A 20,165-nucleotide genomic window follows, 5' to 3' on the forward strand; every position below is an offset into this window, starting at 1 on the left:
GATCGCCGGCGTCCCCGAACCCGCGTGGCCCGGATGTCAACCGGCGAGAGGGCCACGCGCCCGACGCCGCGGGATCGTCGTCGGGGTGCGCACGTACCCTGGAGGCATCCCCCGCGCGATCCTCCACGAGGTCGCGCCCCGACGGTCCGTCGAAGGGTCCCTTCGCGTTGTCGCCCGCTGCGTCGCTCGCCGCTCCCGCTCCGTCCACGGCACCCTCAGCGCTCCTCGCGCCCCTGCTGCCTCCCGTGCTGGCCGACCCGGGCCTGCAGGAGGTCGTCGCCGCCGCCGGGCGCGACGCCGCGGTCGAGGGGCCCACGGGCCTGCGCCCGTTCGTCGCCTCCGCGCTCGCCGCCGAGGGGGGCGCCGGGGTTCCGGTGCTCGTGGTCACCGCCACCGAGCGCGAGGCGGAGGAGCTGGCGGGCGCGGTCGGCGAGCTGCTCGGCCCCGACTCCGTGGCGTACCTGCCGAGCTGGGAGACGTTGCCCCACGAGCGCCTGTCCCCGCGGGCGGACACCGTCGGCCGGCGCGTCACCGTCTTCCGCCGCCTGGCCCACCCCGAGGCCGACGACACCCCCGACGTCCCGCTGCGTGTGGTGGTCACCGCGACCCGCAGCCTCATCCAGCCGGTCGTCCCCGGGCTCGGCGACCTCGAGCCGGTGCGCCTCGCCGAGGGCACCGAGTACGAGCTCGAGGCGCTCACGGCCCGCCTGGTCGACCTCGCCTACGCGCGCGTGGAGATGGTGGAGAAGCGCGGCGAGTTCGCGGTCCGCGGCGGCATCGTCGACCTGTTCCCGCCGACGGCGGTCGCGCCCGTGCGTGTGGAGTTCTGGGGCGACGAGGTCTCGGAGCTGCGCTGCTTCTCGGTCGCCGACCAGCGCTCCCTGCCCGGCGACGGCGCCGACTCCCGTCCGGTCGAGGTCGTCGCGCCGCCGTGCCGCGAGCTGCTGCTCACCGAGCCGGTGCGCGCCCGCGCCGCCGCGCTCGCCGCCGAGCACACCAGGGACAAGGCGCTCGGCGAGCTGCTCACCCGGGTCGCGGAGGGCATCCCGTCCGAGGGCATGGAGTCGCTGATCCCGGCCCTGCTCGGCGCCGGGGACGAGGACAGTGGCGAGGCGCCCGAGCTCGCGCTGCTGCCCGAGCTGCTGCCGGCCGGCGGGCACGTGCTCGTGTGCCATCCCGAGCGCGTGCTCACCCGTGCTGCCGACCTCGTGCGCACCGGCCAGGAGTTCCTCGAGGCGTCGTGGCTCGCGGCGGCCGACGGCATCGATGGGCGGTCGCCGATCGACCTGGGCGCCTCGGCGTACCGCGAGCTCGGCGACGTGCGCGCCGTCGCGGCGAAGGCCGGCCGTCCCTGGTGGACGCTGTCGAGCCTCGCCACCGACCCGGACGTCGAGGACGACTCCCACACCCGCGACGGAGCCCGGGTGCTGCGGCCCGGGTTCACGGCGGTCGAGGCCTACCGCGGCGACATCCCGCGCGCCGCCGCCGACCTGCGCGCGCTGGCCGCGGCCGGGGGCACCGGCGTGCTCGTCGTGCCCGCCGCGGGCACCGCCCAGCGCGCCGCCGAGCAGCTGCGCGAGCACGAGGTGCCGGTCCGGCTCGCCGACGAGGGCCTGCTCGGCGCGCCCGAGGCCGGCGTCGTGACGATCACCCGCGGGTCGCTCGCCGACGGCGTCACCGCGGGCGGCACGTCCCTGGCGATCGTCACCGAGACCGACCTGACGGGCACCCGCGCGGGCACCGAGGGCTCGGTCAAGCGCGCCCCGGTCAAGCGCCGCAACGCCGTCGACCCGCTGACGCTGCAGCCCGGCGACCACGTCGTCCACGCCCAGCACGGCATCGGCAAGTTCGTCGAGATGACGCAGCGCACCACCGGCACGGGTCCCGCGCGCACCACGCGGGAGTACCTCGTGCTGGAGTACGCGTCCTCCAAGCGGGGCCAGGCCTCGGACCGTCTGTTCGTACCCACCGACCAGCTCGACCAGGTCAGCCGCTACGTCGGCGGCGAGCTGCCGACGCTGAACAAGCTCGGCGGCTCGGACTGGTCGAAGACGAAGTCGAAGGCACGCAGGGCGGTCCGCGACATCGCGGCGTCGCTGGTGCAGCTCTACGCCGCGCGCCAGTCCGCGCCCGGGCACGCGTTCGCGGCCGACACCCCGTGGCAGCGGGAGATGGAGGACGCGTTCCCGTTCACCGAGACGCCCGACCAGGCGTCGGCGATCGACGAGGTCAAGGCCGACATGGAGAAGGCGGTCCCGATGGACCGCGTCATCTCCGGCGACGTCGGCTACGGCAAGACCGAGATCGCGGTGCGCGCGGCGTTCAAGGCCGTACAGGACGGCAAGCAGGTCGCGGTCCTGGTGCCGACGACGCTGCTCGCCCAGCAGCACCTGCAGACGTTCACCGATCGCATGCACCACTTCCCGATCACGGTGAAGGGGCTCTCGCGGTTCACGCCGGCCAAGGAGGTCGACGGCGTCCTGCGCGGCCTCGCCGACGGCAGCGTCGACGTCGTCGTCGGCACCCACCGGTTGCTGCAGACCGGGGTGACGTGGAAGGACCTGGGGCTGGTGATCATCGACGAGGAGCAGCGCTTCGGCGTCGAGCACAAGGAGCACATCACCGGACTGCGAGCGCACGTCGACATGCTGTCGATGTCGGCGACGCCGATCCCGCGCACGCTCGAGATGAGCCTCGCCGGTATCCGCGAGATGTCGACGATCCTCACCCCGCCCGAGGAGCGGCACCCGACGCTGACCTACGTCGGCGCCTACGAGGAGAAGCAGGTCGCCGCGGCGATCCGGCGCGAGCTGCTGCGCGACGGGCAGGTCTTCTACATCCACAACCGGGTGAGCTCGATCGACGACGCGGCCGCGCGCCTGCGACGGCTCGTGCCCGAGGCGCGCATCGCCACCGCCCACGGGCAGATGGCCGAGGAGCGCCTCGAGCGCACCGTCAACGAGTTCTGGGAGCGCGAGCACGACGTGCTCGTGTGCACGACGATCGTCGAGAACGGCCTGGACATCTCCAACGCCAACACCCTGATCGTCGAGCGCGCCGACACCCTCGGGCTCTCCCAGCTCCACCAGCTGCGCGGACGTGTCGGCCGCGGCCGCGAGCGGGGCTACGCGTACTTCCTCTACCCGCCCGACCAGCCGCTCACCGAGACCGCCCACGACCGCCTCGCCACCGTCGCGCAGCACTCCGAGCTCGGCGCGGGCACGGCCGTGGCGATGAAGGACCTCGAGATCCGGGGTGCCGGCAACATCCTCGGCGCCGAGCAGTCGGGTCACATCGCGGGCGTGGGCTTCGACCTCTACGTGCGCCTGGTCGGCGAGGCCGTCGAGGCGTTCAAGGCGCACACCGACGTCGACGGTGGCGAGGAGCCGCTCGCCGAGGTCCGCGTCGACCTCCCGATCGACGCCCACGTGCCGCACGACTACGTGGACACCGAGCGCCTGCGCCTCGACGTCTACCGCAAGATCGCCGAGGCGGGGGACGCCGACGCGCTCGACGCGGTGCGCGAGGAGCTCGTCGACCGCTACGGCGAGCCGCCGACGCCGGTGACCAACCTGCTCGCGGTCGCCGCGTTCCGCCAGGCGTGCCGGCGCCACGGGATCACCGAGGTCGCGGGCCAGGGCAACCAGATCCGCTTCGCGCCGGTCGACCTGCCCGAGTCGATGCAGATGCGGCTCAAGCGCCTGCACCCGCGCGCGCAGTACAAGGCGGCCTCGCGCACCCTCTCCCTGCCCCGGCCCGTCGAGGGCTCGGACGGCCTGTCGGGAGCACGAGGCCCCGTGCGCATGGGCGCGGCGCCGCTGCGCGACCTCGCGCTGCTGGCCTGGTGCGAGCAGCTGTTCGGCCAGCTGTTCCCGGCACCGGCGGCCGCGGGGACCTGATCGCCGCCCCGAGGATCCAGGGCGTCGCCGCGAACGGGGACTTCGCGCGCATAGAAGCAGCGAACAGCGCGTTCGCTGCACCACCCGGGCGCCGATCAGCCGGGCGGCGTGCGGCCGCAGGTCGGGCGGGTGAGAAGGTGACGCCCGTGCGTCGCCTGTCAGCGCTGGTCGCCTCGGTCGTCGTGGCACTGCTCGTCCTCGCCGGGTGCGGGACCGGTCCCGACCGCGCGGGCGCGGCCGCGATCGTCGGGAACACCGTGATCCCGATCGAGGAGATCCAGAGCAATCTGCGGACCGCGGTCCCGGATCTGCGGATCGCCGTCGACCAGCAGGCCGCGCGGCAGGGCATCGCACCCGGCTCGCCGATCCCGCCGCAGCTGCTCGCGCAGGAGTCGCGGCGGCTGGTCACGGTGCGGGTGCTGCACGAGCTGATCGCCGAGCAGTCGCGCCGCGACGGGATCGTCGTCGCCCCGCAGCGCGTGGACGCCGCGCTGGCGCGCGCCGGAGGTGCCGAGGCCGCCGCGCAGGGCAGCGGGTTCGACCCGGCGACGATCCGCGGGCTCGTCGCCGACCAACTCGCCGCCGGCGACATCGGCCGCGAGGTCTTCGACCGCCTCTCGGTCACCATCGACTACGCCACCGCCCCCGACCGCGCGTCGGCCGAGGCGCTCGCCCGCCAGGTGGCCGGCGACCCGTCGCGCGCCCCGCGGCTGTTCGGCCAGCAGGGCGCCGGCGCCAACGGGCTGACGCTGCGCCCGGGCCAGGACCAGGGCGGGGGCATCCGGTCGTCGGCGTCGTCGCTGCTGTTCGGCCTGCCCGCCGGCACGGTGACGATCACGCCGGGCGGATCCTCGCAGGCCGGCGGTCAGGACCCGGCGCAGGGTCCGTGGTCGGTGATCCACGTCCTCGAGCGCACTCTCGACGCTCCCCCACCGGGCCCCGGCATCACACCGGCGCGCGACGTCGACGACGACACGATGTTCGGCTTCGGGCTGCGCCAGCTCCAGCCGCTCGCGCTCGAGCAGGGCGTGACGGTCAGCCCGCGCTACGGCGCGTGGGACCCGACGCAACTCGACGTGGTCGACAACCCGGGGGCGGTGGGCGTCGTCACCCCGGTCCGCACCCCGGCCCCGTGACAGCCCCGTGACAGGCCCGTGAGCGGGCGGGAGACCGTCGCCGTCGACCCCCGGCTCGGCGCGGTCCTGCCCGCCGGGGCGGTGCGCACGGTCGCGGCCGCGGACCAGGTCCGGCTGCACCCCGACCTCCCCGCCGGCGTCGCCGACGCGTTCGCGCGCGACCTCGGGGCGGTCCACGCCGACGCGCCCGCCGTCGACGGCACCGTCGTCGAGCTCGTCCCCGGGAACGCCGACGCGCCCCCCGGCACGGAGCTGCTCGAGGCCGTCCGGGTCATGGACCGGCTGCGCTCGCCCGGCGGCTGCCCCTGGGACGCGGCGCAGACGCCCGCCTCGCTGCTGCGCTACCTCGTCGAGGAGACCTACGAGCTCTACGACGCCGTCGCCGACGACGACCGCGTCGCGGTGCGCGAGGAGCTCGGCGACGTCCTGCTCCAGGTGCTCTTCCACGCCCGGATCGCCGAGGAGGACGCGGCCGACCCGTTCGGGATCGACGCCGTCGCGGGCGAGCTCGTCGCCAAGCTGGTCAGCCGCCACCCGCACGTCTTCGGCGACGGCGAGACGATCACCGGCCCTGTCACGACTCCTGGCGAGCAGCAGGTCCGCTGGGAGGAGCTCAAGGCGGTCGAGAAGCGCCGCCACTCCGCTCTCGACGGCGTCGCGCAGGCCCAGCCGGCCGCGGCGCTCGTCGCGAAGTACCTCTCGCGGTCCCGTCGCGCCGGTGTGCCCGAGGACCTTCTCACGGCCGTGTCGGACGATCCGCTGTTCACGGCCGCGGCGGCGCGCGCCGACCCCGAGGGAGATCTGCGGGCGACCGCCGCCGCGCTGTCGCGTCGGGTGCGCACGGCGGAGGCGGCGGCCCGCGCCGCGGGAGAGGACCCGACGGCACTGGACGCGGAGGCGTGGCGCCGGTACTGGGTCCTCTCGCCCGGAGTCTGAGGGCACCTTCCGCCGGCAAATCGGACGTTTCGACCACGGGCTGTGGTCACATCCGGGCGGGACCTTCGGTCTCTTCCGTCTACCGGGTGGATCAGGCTAGCCTCACCTCACGCCAGGTAAGCATCGCCTGAGTGGGAGCTGAGAGGACGCCATGCTGGGGAACGTCCTGATCGGGCTGCGCGAGGGGCTGGAGGCCTCCCTCGTCGTGAGCATCCTCGTGGCGTTCCTGGTCCGGACCGACCGCCGGAGCGAGCTGCCGAAGGTCTGGCTCGGCGTCGGCGTGGCGATCGTGGTGAGCGTCGGCGTCACCCTCGCGCTGACCCTGTCCCAGCAGGCGCTGACGTTCGAGGCCCAGGAGGCGCTCGGCGGCTCGCTGTCGATCATCGCGGTCGGCTTCGTCACCTGGATGATCTTCTGGATGCGCCGCGTCGGCCGGACGATCGCCGCGGAGCTCGAGGGGGGCCTGGAGAAGGCGATCGCGATGGGATCCGTCGCGGTCGTCGTCATGGCGGCCCTGGCGGTCGGGCGCGAGGGCCTCGAGACGGCGGTGTTCTTCTTCGCGGCGGCCCAGGCCGCGGGGGAGACCACGGGCCCGCTGGTCGGCTTCCTCCTCGGTATCGCGATCGCGATCGTGCTCGCGTACCTGATCTACCGCGGCGCGGTGAGGCTCAACCTCGGGAGGTTCTTCACGGTCACGGGCGTGCTGCTCGTGTTCGTCGCGGCGGGCATCCTCGCCTACGGCGTCCACGACCTGCAGGAGGCCGGCATCCTGCCGGGCCTGAACACCCTGGCGTTCGACGTCAGCGCCGCCGTCCCGGCCGACTCCTGGTACGGCGTCCTGCTCAAGGGCGTCTTCAACTTCTCCCCGCAGACCACGGTCGGAGAGGCCGTGGTGTGGGTGCTCTACGTCGCGATCGTGCTGACGCTCTTCCTGCGCAAGCCGCGGCGGCGGGCCGCCTCGAACGAGACGGGCCCGGCGCCCGGGAGCTCCACCGACACGGCCGACACGGCGGTCTGACCCGCCGTCCGCGCCCGCATCCCCCGAACCCCGAACGACCCGGCGTGCACCACGCGCGCCCGATGGAGGAGAACGATGTCCCGCAGGATCCTCGCGGCCGGAGACGGAGCGAAGCGGAGCTCGACCACGGTGCTGGGAGGGGCGCTGGCGATGCTCGCGCTCGCCGCGTGCACGAGCACCGCACCCCCGCCCCAGGGGCAGGGTGGACAGGGCGGACCCATCCAGGTCCGCGCGTCCGACACCGCCTGCGAGGTCTCCGCGACCGAGGCGCCCGCCGGCAACATCGCGTTCTCCGTGCAGAACACCGGCACCAAGATCACCGAGTTCTACGTCTACGGCACCGGCGACCGGATCGTCGGCGAGGTCGAGAACATCGGTCCTGGCCTGTCGCGCCAGCTCATCGTCGAGATCCCGCAGGGCGGGCAGTACACGACGGCCTGCAAGCCCGGCATGGTCGGCGACGGCATCCGCGCGCCGTTCAACGTCACGGGCAGCGTCCCCGGCTCGACCTCGCAGGACGCGCTGCTCGCCTCCGCGGTCGCGGGGTACCAGCGCTACACGAACTCCCAGATCGAGGCCGGGATCGCGCGCACCCAGGAGTTCGTCGACGCGATCAAGGCCGGGAACGTCGAGCAGGCCAAGGCCCTCTTCGGGGTCTCGCGCACCTACTGGGAGCGTATCGAGCCGGTGGCCGAGTCGTTCGGCGACATCGACCCACGCGTCGACGGCCGCGAGGACGACGAGCGCGACCCGGGCGTGGCGTGGACCGGGTACCACCGCCTGGAGAAGGACCTGTGGGTCACCGGCCTGCAGCCCGACTCGAACGCGATGGCCGACCAGCTGATGGTCGACCTGCGCGACCTGCAGGCCCGCGCCGCCACGGTGCAGCTGACCCCGGTCCAGCTGGCCAACGGGGCGAAGGAGCTGCTCGACGAGGTCGCCACCGGCAAGATCACCGGCGAGGAGGACCGCTACTCGCACACCGACCTGTGGGACTTCCGCGCCAACGTGGACGGCTCGCAGGCGGCGGTCGCCGCGCTGCGCCCGGCGATCGACCAGCGCGACCCGGCGCTGGGCCCGACGCTCGACCAGCGCTTCGCCGACGTCGACGCGCTCCTCGAGCAGTACCGCTCCGGCGACGGATACGTGCTGTACACCCAGCTGACCGAGCAGGACAAGCAGCGCATGACGCAGACCGTCGACGCCCTCGGCGAGCCGGTCAGCCAGGTCGCCGGCCTGGTGACCACGTGACGGAAAGGGCCACATGACCCGGTCGGGACTTCGGGGGATCTCCCGGCGCCGGCTCCTCGGATGGACCGGCGCCGGCGCCGCCCTGGCCGGAGCGGGCGCGGTCGCCGGCTTCGCGGCCGGGGAGTCCGCATCGGAGGCGGGGTCGGACGGCCTGCCGGACCCGTCGGGCGGCGTCGTCCCGTTCCGCGGCCCGCACCAGGCGGGGATCGTCACCCCGGCCCAGGACCGGCTGCACTTCGTCGCCCTGGACCTGACGACGGCCGACCGGCGGGCGGTGGTCAGCCTCCTGCAGCGCTGGACGACGGCGGCGGAGCGGATGGTCGCCGGGGCCGAGGCCGCGCCCGGCGGGGCCGTGAACCGCAACCCGGAGGCTCCGCCGAGCGACACCGGCGAGGCGCTGGGCCTGCCCGCGGCGGCGCTGACCATCACCTTCGGGATCGGCGGGAGCCTGCTCGACAAGCTCGGCATCCCGCGCCCGCCCGAGCTCGCCGACCTCCCGCCGTTCCAGCAGGACCAGCTCGACCCGGCGTTCTCCGGCGGCGACCTGTGCCTGCAGGCGTGCGCCAACGACCCGCAGGTCGCCGTGCACGCCGTCCGTAACCTGGTGCGCACGGGGTTCGGGACGACGGCGGTGCGATGGTCGCAGCTCGGTTTCGGGCGGACGTCGTCGACGTCGACCGCCCAGCAGACCCACCGCAACCTCTTCGGCTTCAAGGACGGCACCAACAACCTCAAGGCCGAGGAGGGCGCGCTGCTCGACGAGCACGTCTGGGTGCCGCCGCAGCAGGGGCCGCCGTGGATGGTGGGCGGCACGTACCTCGTCGCGCGCCGGATCTCGATGCACGTCGAGACCTGGGACCGCACGTCGCTCACCGAGCAGGAGTCGCTGACGGGGCGCACCAAGGGCGAGGGCGCGCCGATCGGCCAGGCGCAGGAGTTCGACGTCCCCAACCTGGCGCCGGACTCGCCGATCGGGGTCGACGCGCACATCCGCCTCGCGTCGGCGCAGAACAACGGCGGCGCCAGGATCCTGCGCCGCGGCTACAACTTCGTCGACGGCTCGGACGGGCTCGGGCACCTCGACGCGGGCCTGTTCTTCGTGGCGTTCATGCGCGACCCGCACCGGCAGTTCGTGCCGATGCAGAGCCAGCTGGCCCGCTTCGACAAGATGATGGAGTACATCGACCACACCGGATCGGCGGTGTTCGCGGTGCCGCCGGGGCTCGGCGACGGCGCGTACTGGGGGCAGTCGGTCCTCGGGTGACGGCCCCCGACGGACGGGTGAATCCCTCGCCGTAATCTGCTTCACGATGAGCGCGCCGACCGACCCCACCCCGGGATCCCGCGACCGACGGCCGGTGCCGCGCCGGTCGACGGTGCGCAGCGGTGTCACCGAGGGCTCCGGTGGAGACCAGGCACCCCCGCGGCGCCGGCTCGCGGTCCTCGGGCGCCTGGGGCTGGTGGTCGTGCTGCTGCTCGCGGTCGTCGCGACCGTCGTCCTCGTCAACGACCAGGGCGAGTTCGGCCGGGAGGACGCGGGCGCCGAGGAGATCCCGGCGCTCGAGGTCGCGCCCGCGCCGGTGCAGCTCGGCACGGTCGCCCAGCCCGACGCGCTCGCCCCGATCCCGTCGGCCGGGGGCGGCGGGCAGCAGACCTCGTTGGCGGGCTGGTCGGAGGGCATCGCGAGCCGCGTCGACGTCCCCGCCCGCGCCTTGCAGGCGTACGGCGTCGCCGACCAGGCCGTGAAGCGCGAGCAGCCCGACTGCAACCTGTCGTGGGTCACGATCGCCGGCCTCGCGCGCATCGAGTCCAACCATGGTCGCTACCGGGGCGCGTCGATCGCCGACAGCGGCGACGTCACCCCGCGCATCATCGGCGTCCCGCTCGACGGCACCGGTGGCAACCGCACCATCGGCGACACCGACGGCGGCGTCCTCGACGGTGACGCGGCCCTCGACCGCGCCGTCGGCCCGCTGCAGTTCATCCCGTCGACGTGGGCGAAGTGGCGCTCGGACGGCAACGGCGACGGCGTCGCGGACCCGAACAACATCGACGACGCCGCCCTCGCGGCCGGGCGCTACCTGTGCGCCAACGAGCGCGACCTCGCGACCGGCCCGGGCTGGCGCTCCGCGGTGCTCTCCTACAACAACTCCGACGAGTACGGCCGCCGCGTCTACGCCGCCGCCGACCAGTACGCCCGCGCCAGTCAGGGCTAGCGACGTGTCAGCGACGTGGCGTCGCAGACACTGAGCGTCCGAAATCTTCCGTGGATCATGCTCCGCCGGCGCGGTCCGAGCGCAGGGCGATCGAGGCGCTGACCTCGCCGAGGGCCTCCTGGTACTCCGGGCGCGGGTCCATCGCGGCCGCCATGCGCAGCTGCGTGCGCGCCTCGGCCAGCCGGCTCTGACGCTGCAGCGTGCGCCCGAGCGCGAAGCGCGCGTAGTGGTCCGACGGGTCGAGCTCGAGCACGCGCAGGAACCCCTCCTCGGCGCGCCGGAACTGGGCGGACGCGAGGAAGGCGCGCGCGGCGAGCAGGTGCACCGACGCGGCGGCCTGCTCGGTCTCCAGCAGCGGCGCGAGGGCCTTGAGGGCGTCGAGCGGGCGCCGGCGCTCGAGGAGCTCCTCGGCCCGGCGGAACTCGTCCACCGCGGAGGCGGCCCGAGGGTTGTCCGGTTCGGCGGGTTCGGGTTGCGCGGCGGACATCTCTGCCACCGTAGGCCGCGTCACGGAACGGCGCGAGGGTGGCCGGCGCCGTCGACCGGTCGAGCTCCCCTGTCGGCGTGTCCCCTGTCTGCTCCGTCTCCTGTGCGTGGCGCGCCGAACGGCTCGCCGGCGACGTCTACGATGCGGTCGACGTGCCGTGCCCCGGGGCGCGGTGAAGCGATCAAGCATTCGGAGGCATGGTCCGTGGCGGTCATCGAGCAGGTCGGCGCACGGGAGATCCTCGACTCGCGGGGCACACCCACGGTCGAGGTCGAGGTGGCGCTCGACGACGGCACGCTGACCCGCGCCGCGGTGCCCTCCGGGGCGTCCACGGGTGAGCACGAGGCGGTGGAGCTGCGCGACGGCGACGACTCCCGTTACCTCGGCAAGGGCGTCGAGCGCGCGGTCGCGGGCGTCCTCGACGAGATCGGCCCCGGCCTCGTCGGCATCGATGCCGCCGAGCAGCGCGTCGTCGACCAGAAGCTGATCGACCTCGACGGCACGCCGGACAAGTCGCGCCTGGGCGCCAACGCGCTGCTGGGCGTCTCGCTCGCCGTGGCCCGCGCCGCCGCGGAGTCCGCCGAACTCGACCTCTTCCGCTACATCGGCGGCCCGAACGCCCACGTGCTGCCGGTGCCGATGATGAACATCCTCAACGGCGGCGCCCACGCCGACTCGGGCGTCGACGTCCAGGAGTTCATGATCGCGCCCATCGGCGCGGAGTCCTTCCGGGAGGCCCTGCGCTGGGGCGCGGAGGTCTACCAGTCGCTGAAGAAGGTGCTCAAGAAGCAGGGGCTGTCGACGGGCCTGGGTGACGAGGGCGGCTTCGCGCCGTCGCTGCCCAACAACCGCGAGGCGCTCGACCTGATCGTGACCGCGATCCGCGACGCCGGGTACACGCCGGGCCGCGACGTCGTGCTGGCCCTCGACGTGGCGGCGAGCGAGTTCTTCTCCAGCGGCGTCTACACCTTCGAGGGCGAGACCCGCAGTGCCGCGCAGATGAGCTCGTACTACGGCGAGCTGCTCGACGCGTACCCGCTGGTCAGCATCGAGGACCCGCTCTCCGAGGACGACTGGGAGGGCTGGACGAAGCTCACCGGCGACATCGGTGACCGCATCCAGATCGTCGGTGACGACCTGTTCGTCACCAACATCGAGCGCCTCGAGGAGGGCATCGAGCGCCGCGCCGCCAACGCCCTGCTCGTCAAGGTCAACCAGATCGGGACGCTCTCGGAGACGCTCGACGCGGTCAGCCTCGCCCAGCAGTACGGCTACCGCTGCATGATGAGCCACCGCTCCGGCGAGACCGAGGACACGACGATCGCCGACCTCGCCGTCGCGACCAACTGCGGGCAGATCAAGACCGGCGCGACGGCCCGCTCCGAGCGTGTCGCGAAGTACAACCAGCTCCTGCGCATCGAGGAGGCGCTCGGCGACGCCGCGCGCTACGCCGGCGACCTGGCCTTCCCGCGCTTCGACCCGGACGTCTGAGCCGCGTGCCCCCCGCCGACCGCGACACGTCCGGCACGCCCGACGGCCCGGCCGACCGCTCGACGGGGCGGTCCGGCGCGGGACGGGGGCGCGGTCGGCGCGGCGGCCGGGGGAGCGAGCGGACGGGCACACGAACGACGGGGTCGTCCCCGTCCCGCACCCGCGCCCGCCAGGGACCCCGCCGCGACCCGCAGCGGGTCGTGCGCCGGCGCCCGCTGCGCGTCCCCTCCGGCACGGCGGCCGCCGCCGCGCGCGCCCGCCGCGCCGCCCAGGCCACCGGCGGCGCGCTCGGGCTCTCCACCGCCCGGCGGGCCGCGGTGCTCGCCGTGGTCGTCTGCGCGGTCGCCCTGACCGTCGCGGTGCCGCTGCGCAACTACGTCACCCAGCGCCACGAGCTCGCCGCCGTCGCCGCCGAGCAGGAGCGCCTCGCCGGCGACGTCCGCTCGCTCACCGACGAGCGCGCGGCCCTGCGCGACCCCGCGCACGTCGAGGCCCTGGCGCGCGAGCGCCTCGGCTACGCGCGGCCCGGCGAGGTCCCGTACCGCGTGCAGCTCCCGGGCGACGCCGGCAACCCGCGGGACCCCCGGGACACCGACCCGCGCGCCGGGCTGCCGCCCGAGGAGGCGGAGCTGCCCTGGTACGCCCGGGTGGCGCGCACGACGCTCGGCACGACCCCGTGAGTGACGTCGACGACCCCCCCACCGACGAGGACCGCGCCGCCGTCGCCGCCCAGATCGGCCGACGACCCCGCGGGCTGCGGCGCGTCGCGCACCGCTGCCCGTGCGGGTTGCCCGACGTCGTCGAGACCGCGCCGCGCCTGGAGGACGGCACGCCGTTCCCGACCCTCTACTACGCGACGTGCCCGCGGCTGACCTCGCGGATCGGCACGCTCGAGGCCGACGGGCTCATGCGCGAGCAGACCGAGCGGCTCGACACCGACCCCGACTTCGCGGCCCGCTACGCCACGGCGCACGCCGACTACCTCGCGGAGCGCGACGCGATCGAGCCGCTCGGTACCGAGGTCAGCGCCGGCGGGATGCCCGAGCGGGTGAAGTGCCTGCACGTGCACGTCGCCCACACGCTGGCCCGCGGCCCCGGCGTGAACCCGGCCGGCGACGAGACCCTCGACCGGCTCGACGACTGGTGGCGCGCGGGACCCTGCGTTCCGGCTCGGGACGGCGCAGAACACGCCGACTCCTCGGGCTGACACGACCAGCCCCACACGGCGGCCGCGACGAGCGACCGGAACGCACGCACCGTGGCCTGCGGGCCACGGAACGGTGGACCTTTCCCCTGGCCCGGTCACGACCCCCGTCCCGCATTGATCGGGTGCCCCGCGCGGCCCAGGATGGAGGCGCTGGTTCCCCCGACCGGCAGAGCGCGGCGGTGCGGACGGCCCGCCGCGCACCGGGTGGCGACCCGCCGTACGGCGCCCTTTCGCGGCAGCCCGACGGTTCCTCATCCGCGGACCGGTCGCCGGACGGCCCTCCCGCCGGGGGCGTCCGGCGACCGGTTCGACCACGTCGCGGGCTGGGAACCACCCCGCGCCCGGCACCACGGCGGAGACCTCGCTAGCGTCGTCTCCAGCCCGGTCCACCGGGGAGACGTCTGGTGCAGGGAGCGCCCATGCCACGGGTCGCGGCCGTCGACTGCGGAACCAACTCGATCCGCCTGCTGGTGGCCGATGTGACGGTCCGCGAGGACGGGTCGGCGTGGCTGCGCGACGTCCACCGGGAGATGCGCATCAACCGTCTCGGCCAGGGCGTCGACGCCACCGGCCGCCTGGCTCCGGAGTCGCTGGCCCGGACGCGCGAGGCCCTCGGCGCGTACGCCGAGATGCTGCGCCGGCACGGCGTCGCGGTGGGCCCGGACACCGTCCGCGTGTGCGCCACCTCGGCGACGCGCGACGCGGAGAACCGCGAGGAGTTCTTCGGCGCCGTCCGCGAGGTCATCGGCGTCGACGCCGACATCATCACCGGTGACGAGGAGGCGCGGCTGTCGTTCGCCGGCGCCGTCGCCGACCTCGACCCCGACGAGGGACCGTTCGTCGTCGCCGACGTCGGCGGCGGCTCCACCGAGATCGTCACCGGCACCTGGGACGCCGTGCGGGCGGAGGTCACCGGCGCCCGCTCCACCGACGTCGGCTGCGTGCGGCTGACGGAGAAGTTCCTGCACGACGACCCGCCGAGCGCCGAGCAGACCGCCGAGGCCGAGGAGTTCACCCGCGCCACGCTCGCCCCGGCGTTCACCGAGGTGGCCGTCGAGGACGTCCAGACCTGGGTGGCCGTCGCGGGGACGGCGACCACACTCGCGGCCGTCGCCCTGGACCTGCGTACCTACGACCCCGAGCGCATCCACCTCTCGCGTCTGGGTCTCGACGACGTGCGCGCCACCGCCCGGCGCCTCGAGGGGATGCCTCGCGACGAGCGGGCCGCGCTGGGCCCGATGCACCCGGGCCGCGTCGACGTCATCGGCGGCGGGTCCCTGGTGATGCGCGTGCTCGCCGACGAGCTCGCCGAGCGCACCGACGTCACCGAGCTGGTCGTCTCCGAGCACGACATCCTCGACGGGATCGTGCGGGCGCTCGCCGCTCGCTGGTGAGATCGGTGACGGCACCGTGACCATCCAGCCCGCGGATCCGCCCGGCGCGGGCGTGCTGCCGCTAGCGGCGCTGGTGCTCGCCCGGCGGGTGCGGGCGCTGGTGGCCGTGACGGTCGTGCACACCACGGTCCTCGCGGTCGCCGCCTGGCTCCTGGGCAACGGGCCGACGCTACCGAGCGTGGCGGCGTTCGCCGCACACCTGGCGATCTCGCTGGGTGCCGCGCTCCCGGTGCGCTGGCAGTTCGCCGGCGACCCCGCGCGCCGCGAGCACCGCGCCGTGCGGGCGATGACCGTGTCGTTCGTGATCCTCGCGGTGTACAGCGCCGTCGACGCCGTCCTCGACGCGCTGGCGCCGCCGCGCCCGGGGGAGACCTTCGTGGGCGGCCTGCTCGGTCTGGCCGCCGCCGTTGCGCTGCCGGTGCTGGTGGCGCTGGACGCGCGCGCCTCCCGGCGGGAGGGCGCCGACCGCGACCCGCGGGTCGGTCCCGCCGCCCCGCCGGTGCTGGTGGTGGCGCTGTCCGCGGTGCTCGTCGCGGCGTCCGGGGTGGACCTGCTTGCGAGCACCGTGGTCGCGCCGTCGGTGGCCGCGCCCGCGGTGTCGGCGGTGGTGGCGGTGCTCGCCGCGCGGGAGGCCTGGGGTGCCTGGTACCGCTGACACGGTCACGAGCCTGGCGTCGCTGGACGCAGCCGTCGCCGAGTGCCGCGCGTGCCCGCGCCTCGTGGCGTGGCGCGAGGAGGTCGCCGCGACCAGGCGCGCCGCCTTCCGCGACGAGACCTACTGGGGCCGGCCGGTCCCCGGCTTCGGGGCGACCGACGCGCGGCTGCTGATCGTCGGCTTGGCCCCGGCCGCCCACGGGGCCAACCGGACCGGGCGCATGTTCACCGGCGACCGCAGCGGTGACGTCCTCTACGCCGCCCTGCACGCCGTCGGGCTCGCCTCCCAGCCGACGTCCGTGGCGATCGGCGACGGCCTCGAGCTGTACGGCACCCGCATCACCGCCCCCGTGCGCTGCGCCCCGCCGGAGAACAAGCCGACACCCGCCGAGCGCGACCGCTGCCGCCCGTGGCTCGCGCGGGAGCTCGCGCTGCTCCGCGACACCGTGCGCGCCGTCGTCGTGCTCGGCGGGTTCGGGTGGCAAGCCCTGCTGCCGGTGCTCGCGACCCCGGATCCCGCGGGCGGGCACCCCGGCTGGGTCGTCCCGAAGCCGCGCCCGCCCTTCGGGCATGCGGCGCACGTGACCCTCGCTCCGGGATCCGGCGACGCGGCCCCGCTGGAGCTCTTCGGCTGCTACCACGTCAGCCAGCAGAACACCTTCACCGGACGGCTGACCCCGGCGATGCTCGAGGACGTCCTCGCCGACGCCGCGGTGGCGGCCGGCCTGGAACCGGCCTCTCCGCGGCGCCGCGGCGGCTAGGGTGTCGACCGGCTCGGCCAGGACAGGCCGCACGCCCCCGTAGCCCAATCGGCAGAGGCAGGCGACTTAAAATCGCCGCAGTGTGGGTTCGAGCCCCACCGGGGGTACGGCACCTCGGCTGCGCCCGAGCGGTCCCCGGTCGGCCTCTCGTCACCGCGCAGGACGCCGGGGGGTCACCGGCTCGACCCCCTCGGGCCGGATTCCCGTCACCCGCCCGTCGCAGCGTTCACGCGAAGAGCGGTCGGTGTGTCGCCGTGTGGGAATGTGGGTGACCGCTCGGACGCCCCGGACGGACCGCTCGACGCCGACCCTCGATAGCTGCTCCGATCGGGCGAGAAGATCGGCGAGACTCGCGGGGAGGAGGTGAGCGCCGTGGCTGACCAGGGGGACCTGTCGGGACGGATCCCCGCGCCCGGGGGCGCCCGCCCGCCGTGGCGCGAGCTCGAGGTGCTGCGCCCGCTGACGTTGCGCGCGTGCCGGCGGCTCGTCGTCGTCGCACCGCACCCGCGCGACGAGATCCGCGCCGCCGGCGGTCTGCTGCGGCGGCTCGCCGCGCGGCACGCCTCGGTCGACGTCCTCGCGCTGACCGACGGCCCGGGCCGCACCTGCACGCCGCCGGAAGGGCTGGCGGTGCCCCGCGGACCGGAGCGGCCGCTCGGCGATCTCGTGGTGCGTCCGGACGACCTCGCGGACCCCGACACGCTGGCCTCGGTGCTGGCGCGCCTGGACGACGCCGCGGACGACGACCCGGCCTCCGAGGCGTCGGTGGACTCCGACGAGGCCGAGCTCGAGGAGGCGTACGACGCGCTGGGCGTCGCGGAGGTCCGCCGGCACCGCCTCGGGCTCCCGGACGCCGCCCTCGCCGGGCGCGAGGCCGACGTCGTCGCCGCGCTGAGCGAGATCGTCGGCTTCGCCGAGGACCCGCACGGTCTGTGCGTGCTCGCACCCTGGTCCGGCGACGGCGACGACGACCACGAGGCCGCCGGGCGCGCCGCGGAGATCGTGTGCGCCGCCTACCGCGTGCGCCTCGTCCGGTGGCTCGACCAGGCCTGGAGCTGGGCCGGTCCGGAGTCGGCGGAGGTGCCGTGGCGGCGAGCGCGCCAGCTCGCGCTGTCGGAGACGGTGCAAGCTCGTAAACTGGCGGCCAGCGCAGCGTTCGGTGGCCGTCCCGGACGCGACCGTGAACTGCCCGACGGCTCGGCTCCCGGTCCCCGTGAGGTCTTTCTGGTGTGAGCGCGTCCCCCGTCGCCCGTCCGGGTGTCCCGACATCCTCCGTTTCGCCCGACCGGTCGGCGCTCCGCCTCGGCGTGCGCACTCGTGGGGGTCACACGCGGGCCGGTCACGGCGCGGGGCCGATAGGCTCCGACAGGTGACGGGCTGGACGAACGGCGACCACGGTGAGGTGGCGACCGAGATTCCCGAGTCGGCCCCCGGCCTGGGTACCGACTACGCCGCCGAGGCCCAGCGCGTCCGTGAGACCGTCGCTCCGTCGAACGGCCTCGACCAGTCGGACCTCCCGTCGGTCCTGCACACCGCTCCGGCGGCCGTCGCGCTCATCGACCTGGGCCAGGGCCTGGTCACCTACGCCAACGACTCGGCGGCCGGGCTCACCGGCGGCCGGGCCACCCTCCCGCTCGACGTCGACGCGTGGAGCGAGGCGGCGGGTCTCACCGACCTGTCCGGTCGCCCCATGCGCGACACGGCGTCCCCGCTCTCGCGGGTCGCCCAGGGCATCCCGGTCTCCGGCGAGCCCGTCGCGATCGCCGACGCCGCCCGGCGCGGCTCGGACGCCACCGAGGAGGAGCGCGAGGAGGCCGAGGGGCGCCTGCTGTGGGTCACCGGCTTCCCGCTCTCGGAGGCGGTGAACGCCGATGAGCGTCGCCTCGCGCTCGTCGTGTTCCTGCAGCTCTCGGGCGCCGGCGCGCAGCGCCACCTCGAGATGGTGCGCGACCGCGCGGTGGTGGCCACCGAGCTGTCGTTCACGATCTCCGACCCGGCGCGCGAGCAGAACCCGCTGGTCTGGGTCAACCCGGCGTTCACGCGGTTGACCGGCTATGAGCTCGACGAGGTGATGGGGCGCAACTGCCGCTTCCTGCAGGGTCCGAACACCGACCCGGCCTCGATCTCGCGCATCCGCACGGCGCTCGCCGAGGAGCGCGCCATCACCGAGGTGCTCCTCAACTACCGGCGCGACGGCACCGCGTTCTGGAACCAGGTGTCGATCACGCCGGTGCTCGACGGCGGCGGCCGGGTCGTCAACTTCGTCGGTGTGCAGGCCGACGTCACCGAGCGCGTGATGGTCGAGAACGAGCGCCGCGCCGCGCTCGCCGCCGCCGAGGAGACCCGGGAGCAGCTGCGCCTGCTGACCGAGTCGACGTCGGCGATGTCGGCGAGTCTCGACACGACCGGCGTCGCGAAGGCCCTCGCCGGTATCGTCGTGCCGGCGATGGCCGACTTCTGCTGCGTCGATCTGCTCGAGGACGCCGACGGCAACACCACGGTGCGCCGCGCGGCGGTCAACCACCGCGACGACTCGAAGAGCGAGGAGGTGCACGGCCTCGGCCGCTGGGTCAGCCCCACCGAGGACGGCAGCGACCCCATCGGCGAGGCCCTCGCCAGCGGCACGCCGGCGCTGCTCGCCGAGCTCCCGGTGCGGCCCGCGGGCATCGCCGACCAGCCCGAGCTCCTGCGGCGCTACGAGGCGCTCCGGCCGCGCTCGGCGATCGTCGTCCCGCTGCGCGCCCGCGGCCAGGTGCTCGGGTCGCTGACGCTGGGCACCGAGCTGCCCTACGGCCGGCGCTACTCGCAGCGCGACCTCTACCTCGCGGCCGACCTCGCCGCCCGCGCCGGGCTCGCCCTGGACAACGCCCGGCTCTACGCCCGCGAGCACGGCGCGGCCGAGACGCTGCAGCGCAGCCTGCTGCCCGCGGTGCCGCACATGCCCGGGATGTCGATCGCGTCGCGGTACCTCGCCGCCACCGACGGCGCCCAGGTCGGCGGCGACTGGTACGACATGCTCGCCCTGCCCGACGGCGCCGTGGGTCTCGCCGTCGGCGACGTCGTCGGCCACGACCTGCGCGCCGCGGCCGCCATGGGGGAGCTGCGCGGGGTGCTGCGCTCCTACGCGTGGGAGGGCCTCGGGCCGGCTGACGTCGTCGACCGGTGCGACGACGTCGTGCAGGGCCTGGGCATGGCCGCGATGGCCACGGCCGTCTACGCCCGGTTCGAGCGCGGCTCGCTGGACGGGCAGGACGGCGGCTGGCTGCTACGCTACTCCAACGCCGGTCACCCGCCCCCGCTGCTGCGCCGCGCCGACGGCACCGTGGAGCTGCTCACCGGCAACCTCTCGCCGCTGATCGGGGCGACCCGCGCGATCACGCGCGAGGAGACCTCGGTGCGCTGCGGCCAGGGGGACCTGCTCGTCCTGCACACCGACGGCCTCATCGAGGCGCCCGGCGCCGACCCGGACGACCGGACGCAGCTCATCGCCGACACCCTCGCCGCGCAGGCGTCCGACATGCCCGTCGAGGAGCTCTGCGATCGGCTGCTCGGCATGCTGGGCGTCGACGGGCTGCGTGACGACGCGGTGCTGCTCGCGATCCGCATCGAGGGCGAGGACGGGCCGGCGCCGGCGTAGCCCCGCACGACGGACCACGGCCCGGCCCCGCGTCGTGCGGGACCGGGCCGTGATCGTCTCCGTCGTGCTCGGGTCGTG

The 20,165-nt window shown here is 74.9% G+C and carries 16 protein-coding genes and 1 tRNA gene; 16 read left to right on the plus strand and 1 reads right to left on the minus strand.

Going from position 1 to position 20,165, the window contains the following annotated elements; all coding sequences use genetic code 11:
* The first annotated feature begins 245 nt into the window (after positions 1-245).
* From mfd to AC2A1K_RS02645, 7 genes are all read left to right on the plus strand, one after another.
* Complete coding sequence (gene mfd, locus AC2A1K_RS02615) at positions 246-3,899, plus strand: transcription-repair coupling factor (protein ID WP_483894763.1); 3,654 nt, start codon at positions 246-248, stop codon at positions 3,897-3,899.
* Positions 3,900-4,045: 146 nt separating this feature from the next.
* Entirely contained in the window at positions 4,046-5,035 is a 990-nt protein-coding gene (locus tag AC2A1K_RS02620) for a hypothetical protein (RefSeq protein WP_483894764.1), read from the plus strand.
* Positions 5,036-5,053: 18 nt separating this feature from the next.
* A complete protein-coding gene (locus AC2A1K_RS02625) occupies positions 5,054-5,971 on the plus strand; it encodes a nucleoside triphosphate pyrophosphohydrolase (RefSeq protein ID WP_483894765.1) in 918 nt (305 codons plus the stop codon).
* Positions 5,972-6,122: 151 nt separating this feature from the next.
* On the plus strand, positions 6,123-6,989 hold the full coding sequence (gene efeU, locus AC2A1K_RS02630; RefSeq protein WP_483894766.1) for an iron uptake transporter permease EfeU: 867 nt from the start codon (positions 6,123-6,125) through the stop codon (positions 6,987-6,989).
* Between the two features lie 150 nt (positions 6,990-7,139).
* Entirely contained in the window at positions 7,140-8,240 is a 1,101-nt protein-coding gene (gene efeO / locus AC2A1K_RS02635) for an iron uptake system protein EfeO (protein ID WP_483895085.1), read from the plus strand.
* A gap of 13 nt (positions 8,241-8,253) precedes the next feature.
* Complete coding sequence (gene efeB / locus AC2A1K_RS02640) at positions 8,254-9,504, plus strand: iron uptake transporter deferrochelatase/peroxidase subunit (RefSeq protein WP_483894767.1); 1,251 nt, start codon at positions 8,254-8,256, stop codon at positions 9,502-9,504.
* A 46-nt stretch (positions 9,505-9,550) separates the two neighbouring features.
* Positions 9,551-10,456 (plus strand): lytic transglycosylase domain-containing protein, encoded by a 906-nt coding sequence (locus AC2A1K_RS02645; RefSeq protein WP_483894768.1) that lies wholly within the window; start codon positions 9,551-9,553, stop codon positions 10,454-10,456.
* Positions 10,457-10,511: 55 nt separating this feature from the next.
* Here AC2A1K_RS02645 and AC2A1K_RS02650 read toward each other — a convergent pair whose 3' ends face one another.
* Positions 10,512-10,943: a tetratricopeptide repeat protein gene (locus tag AC2A1K_RS02650; protein ID WP_483894769.1), complete on the minus strand. Its 432-nt coding sequence runs from the start codon at positions 10,941-10,943 to the stop codon at positions 10,512-10,514.
* 204 nt (positions 10,944-11,147) lie between these two features.
* Here AC2A1K_RS02650 and eno point away from each other — a divergent pair, with 204 nt between their 5' ends.
* The 9 genes from eno (at position 11,148) to AC2A1K_RS02695 (ending at position 20,087) form a co-directional block, all read left to right on the plus strand.
* Positions 11,148-12,434 carry a phosphopyruvate hydratase gene (gene eno / locus AC2A1K_RS02655; RefSeq protein ID WP_483894770.1) on the plus strand — a complete coding sequence of 429 codons (1,287 nt, stop codon included), beginning with the start codon at positions 11,148-11,150 and terminating at the stop codon, positions 12,432-12,434.
* A gap of 5 nt (positions 12,435-12,439) precedes the next feature.
* On the plus strand, positions 12,440-13,114 hold the full coding sequence (locus tag AC2A1K_RS02660; RefSeq protein ID WP_483894771.1) for an FtsB family cell division protein: 675 nt from the start codon (positions 12,440-12,442) through the stop codon (positions 13,112-13,114).
* Positions 13,111-13,641: a DUF501 domain-containing protein gene (locus AC2A1K_RS02665; RefSeq protein ID WP_483894772.1), complete on the plus strand. Its 531-nt coding sequence runs from the start codon at positions 13,111-13,113 to the stop codon at positions 13,639-13,641. Before AC2A1K_RS02660 ends, AC2A1K_RS02665 begins: the two co-directional genes overlap by 4 nt.
* 419 nt (positions 13,642-14,060) lie before the next feature.
* Entirely contained in the window at positions 14,061-15,035 is a 975-nt protein-coding gene (locus AC2A1K_RS02670) for a Ppx/GppA phosphatase family protein (RefSeq protein ID WP_483894773.1), read from the plus strand.
* Between the two features lie 16 nt (positions 15,036-15,051).
* On the plus strand, positions 15,052-15,690 hold the full coding sequence (locus tag AC2A1K_RS02675; RefSeq protein ID WP_483894774.1) for a hypothetical protein: 639 nt from the start codon (positions 15,052-15,054) through the stop codon (positions 15,688-15,690).
* Positions 15,674-16,450, plus strand: coding sequence for a uracil-DNA glycosylase (locus AC2A1K_RS02680; RefSeq protein ID WP_483894775.1), 777 nt, complete (start codon positions 15,674-15,676; stop codon positions 16,448-16,450). The genes AC2A1K_RS02675 and AC2A1K_RS02680 overlap by 17 nt, the downstream gene beginning before the upstream one ends.
* 33 nt (positions 16,451-16,483) lie before the next feature.
* Positions 16,484-16,557: transfer RNA gene (locus AC2A1K_RS02685), tRNA-Leu, on the plus strand.
* Between the two features lie 265 nt (positions 16,558-16,822).
* On the plus strand, positions 16,823-17,683 hold the full coding sequence (locus tag AC2A1K_RS02690; RefSeq protein WP_483894776.1) for a PIG-L deacetylase family protein: 861 nt from the start codon (positions 16,823-16,825) through the stop codon (positions 17,681-17,683).
* Positions 17,684-17,819: 136 nt separating this feature from the next.
* Complete coding sequence (locus tag AC2A1K_RS02695) at positions 17,820-20,087, plus strand: SpoIIE family protein phosphatase (RefSeq protein WP_483894777.1); 2,268 nt, start codon at positions 17,820-17,822, stop codon at positions 20,085-20,087.
* The last annotated feature ends 78 nt before the right edge of the window (positions 20,088-20,165 follow it).

Source organism: Actinomycetospora sp. 2LY8.5 (assembly GCF_057180585.1).

Excerpts from the sequence above, each read along its gene's own strand:
- efeU (WP_483894766.1), top strand. The coding sequence starts at position 6,123 with ATGCTGGGGAACGTCCTGATCGGGCTGCGCGAGGGGCTGGAGGCCTCC.
- efeO (WP_483895085.1), top strand. The coding sequence starts at position 7,140 with ATGCTCGCGCTCGCCGCGTGCACGAGCACCGCACCCCCGCCCCAGGGG.
- efeB (WP_483894767.1), top strand. The coding sequence starts at position 8,254 with ATGACCCGGTCGGGACTTCGGGGGATCTCCCGGCGCCGGCTCCTCGGA.
- AC2A1K_RS02645 (WP_483894768.1), top strand. The coding sequence starts at position 9,551 with ATGAGCGCGCCGACCGACCCCACCCCGGGATCCCGCGACCGACGGCCG.
- AC2A1K_RS02650 (WP_483894769.1), bottom strand. The coding sequence starts at position 10,943 with ATGTCCGCCGCGCAACCCGAACCCGCCGAACCGGACAACCCTCGGGCC.
- AC2A1K_RS02670 (WP_483894773.1), top strand. The coding sequence starts at position 14,061 with ATGCCACGGGTCGCGGCCGTCGACTGCGGAACCAACTCGATCCGCCTG.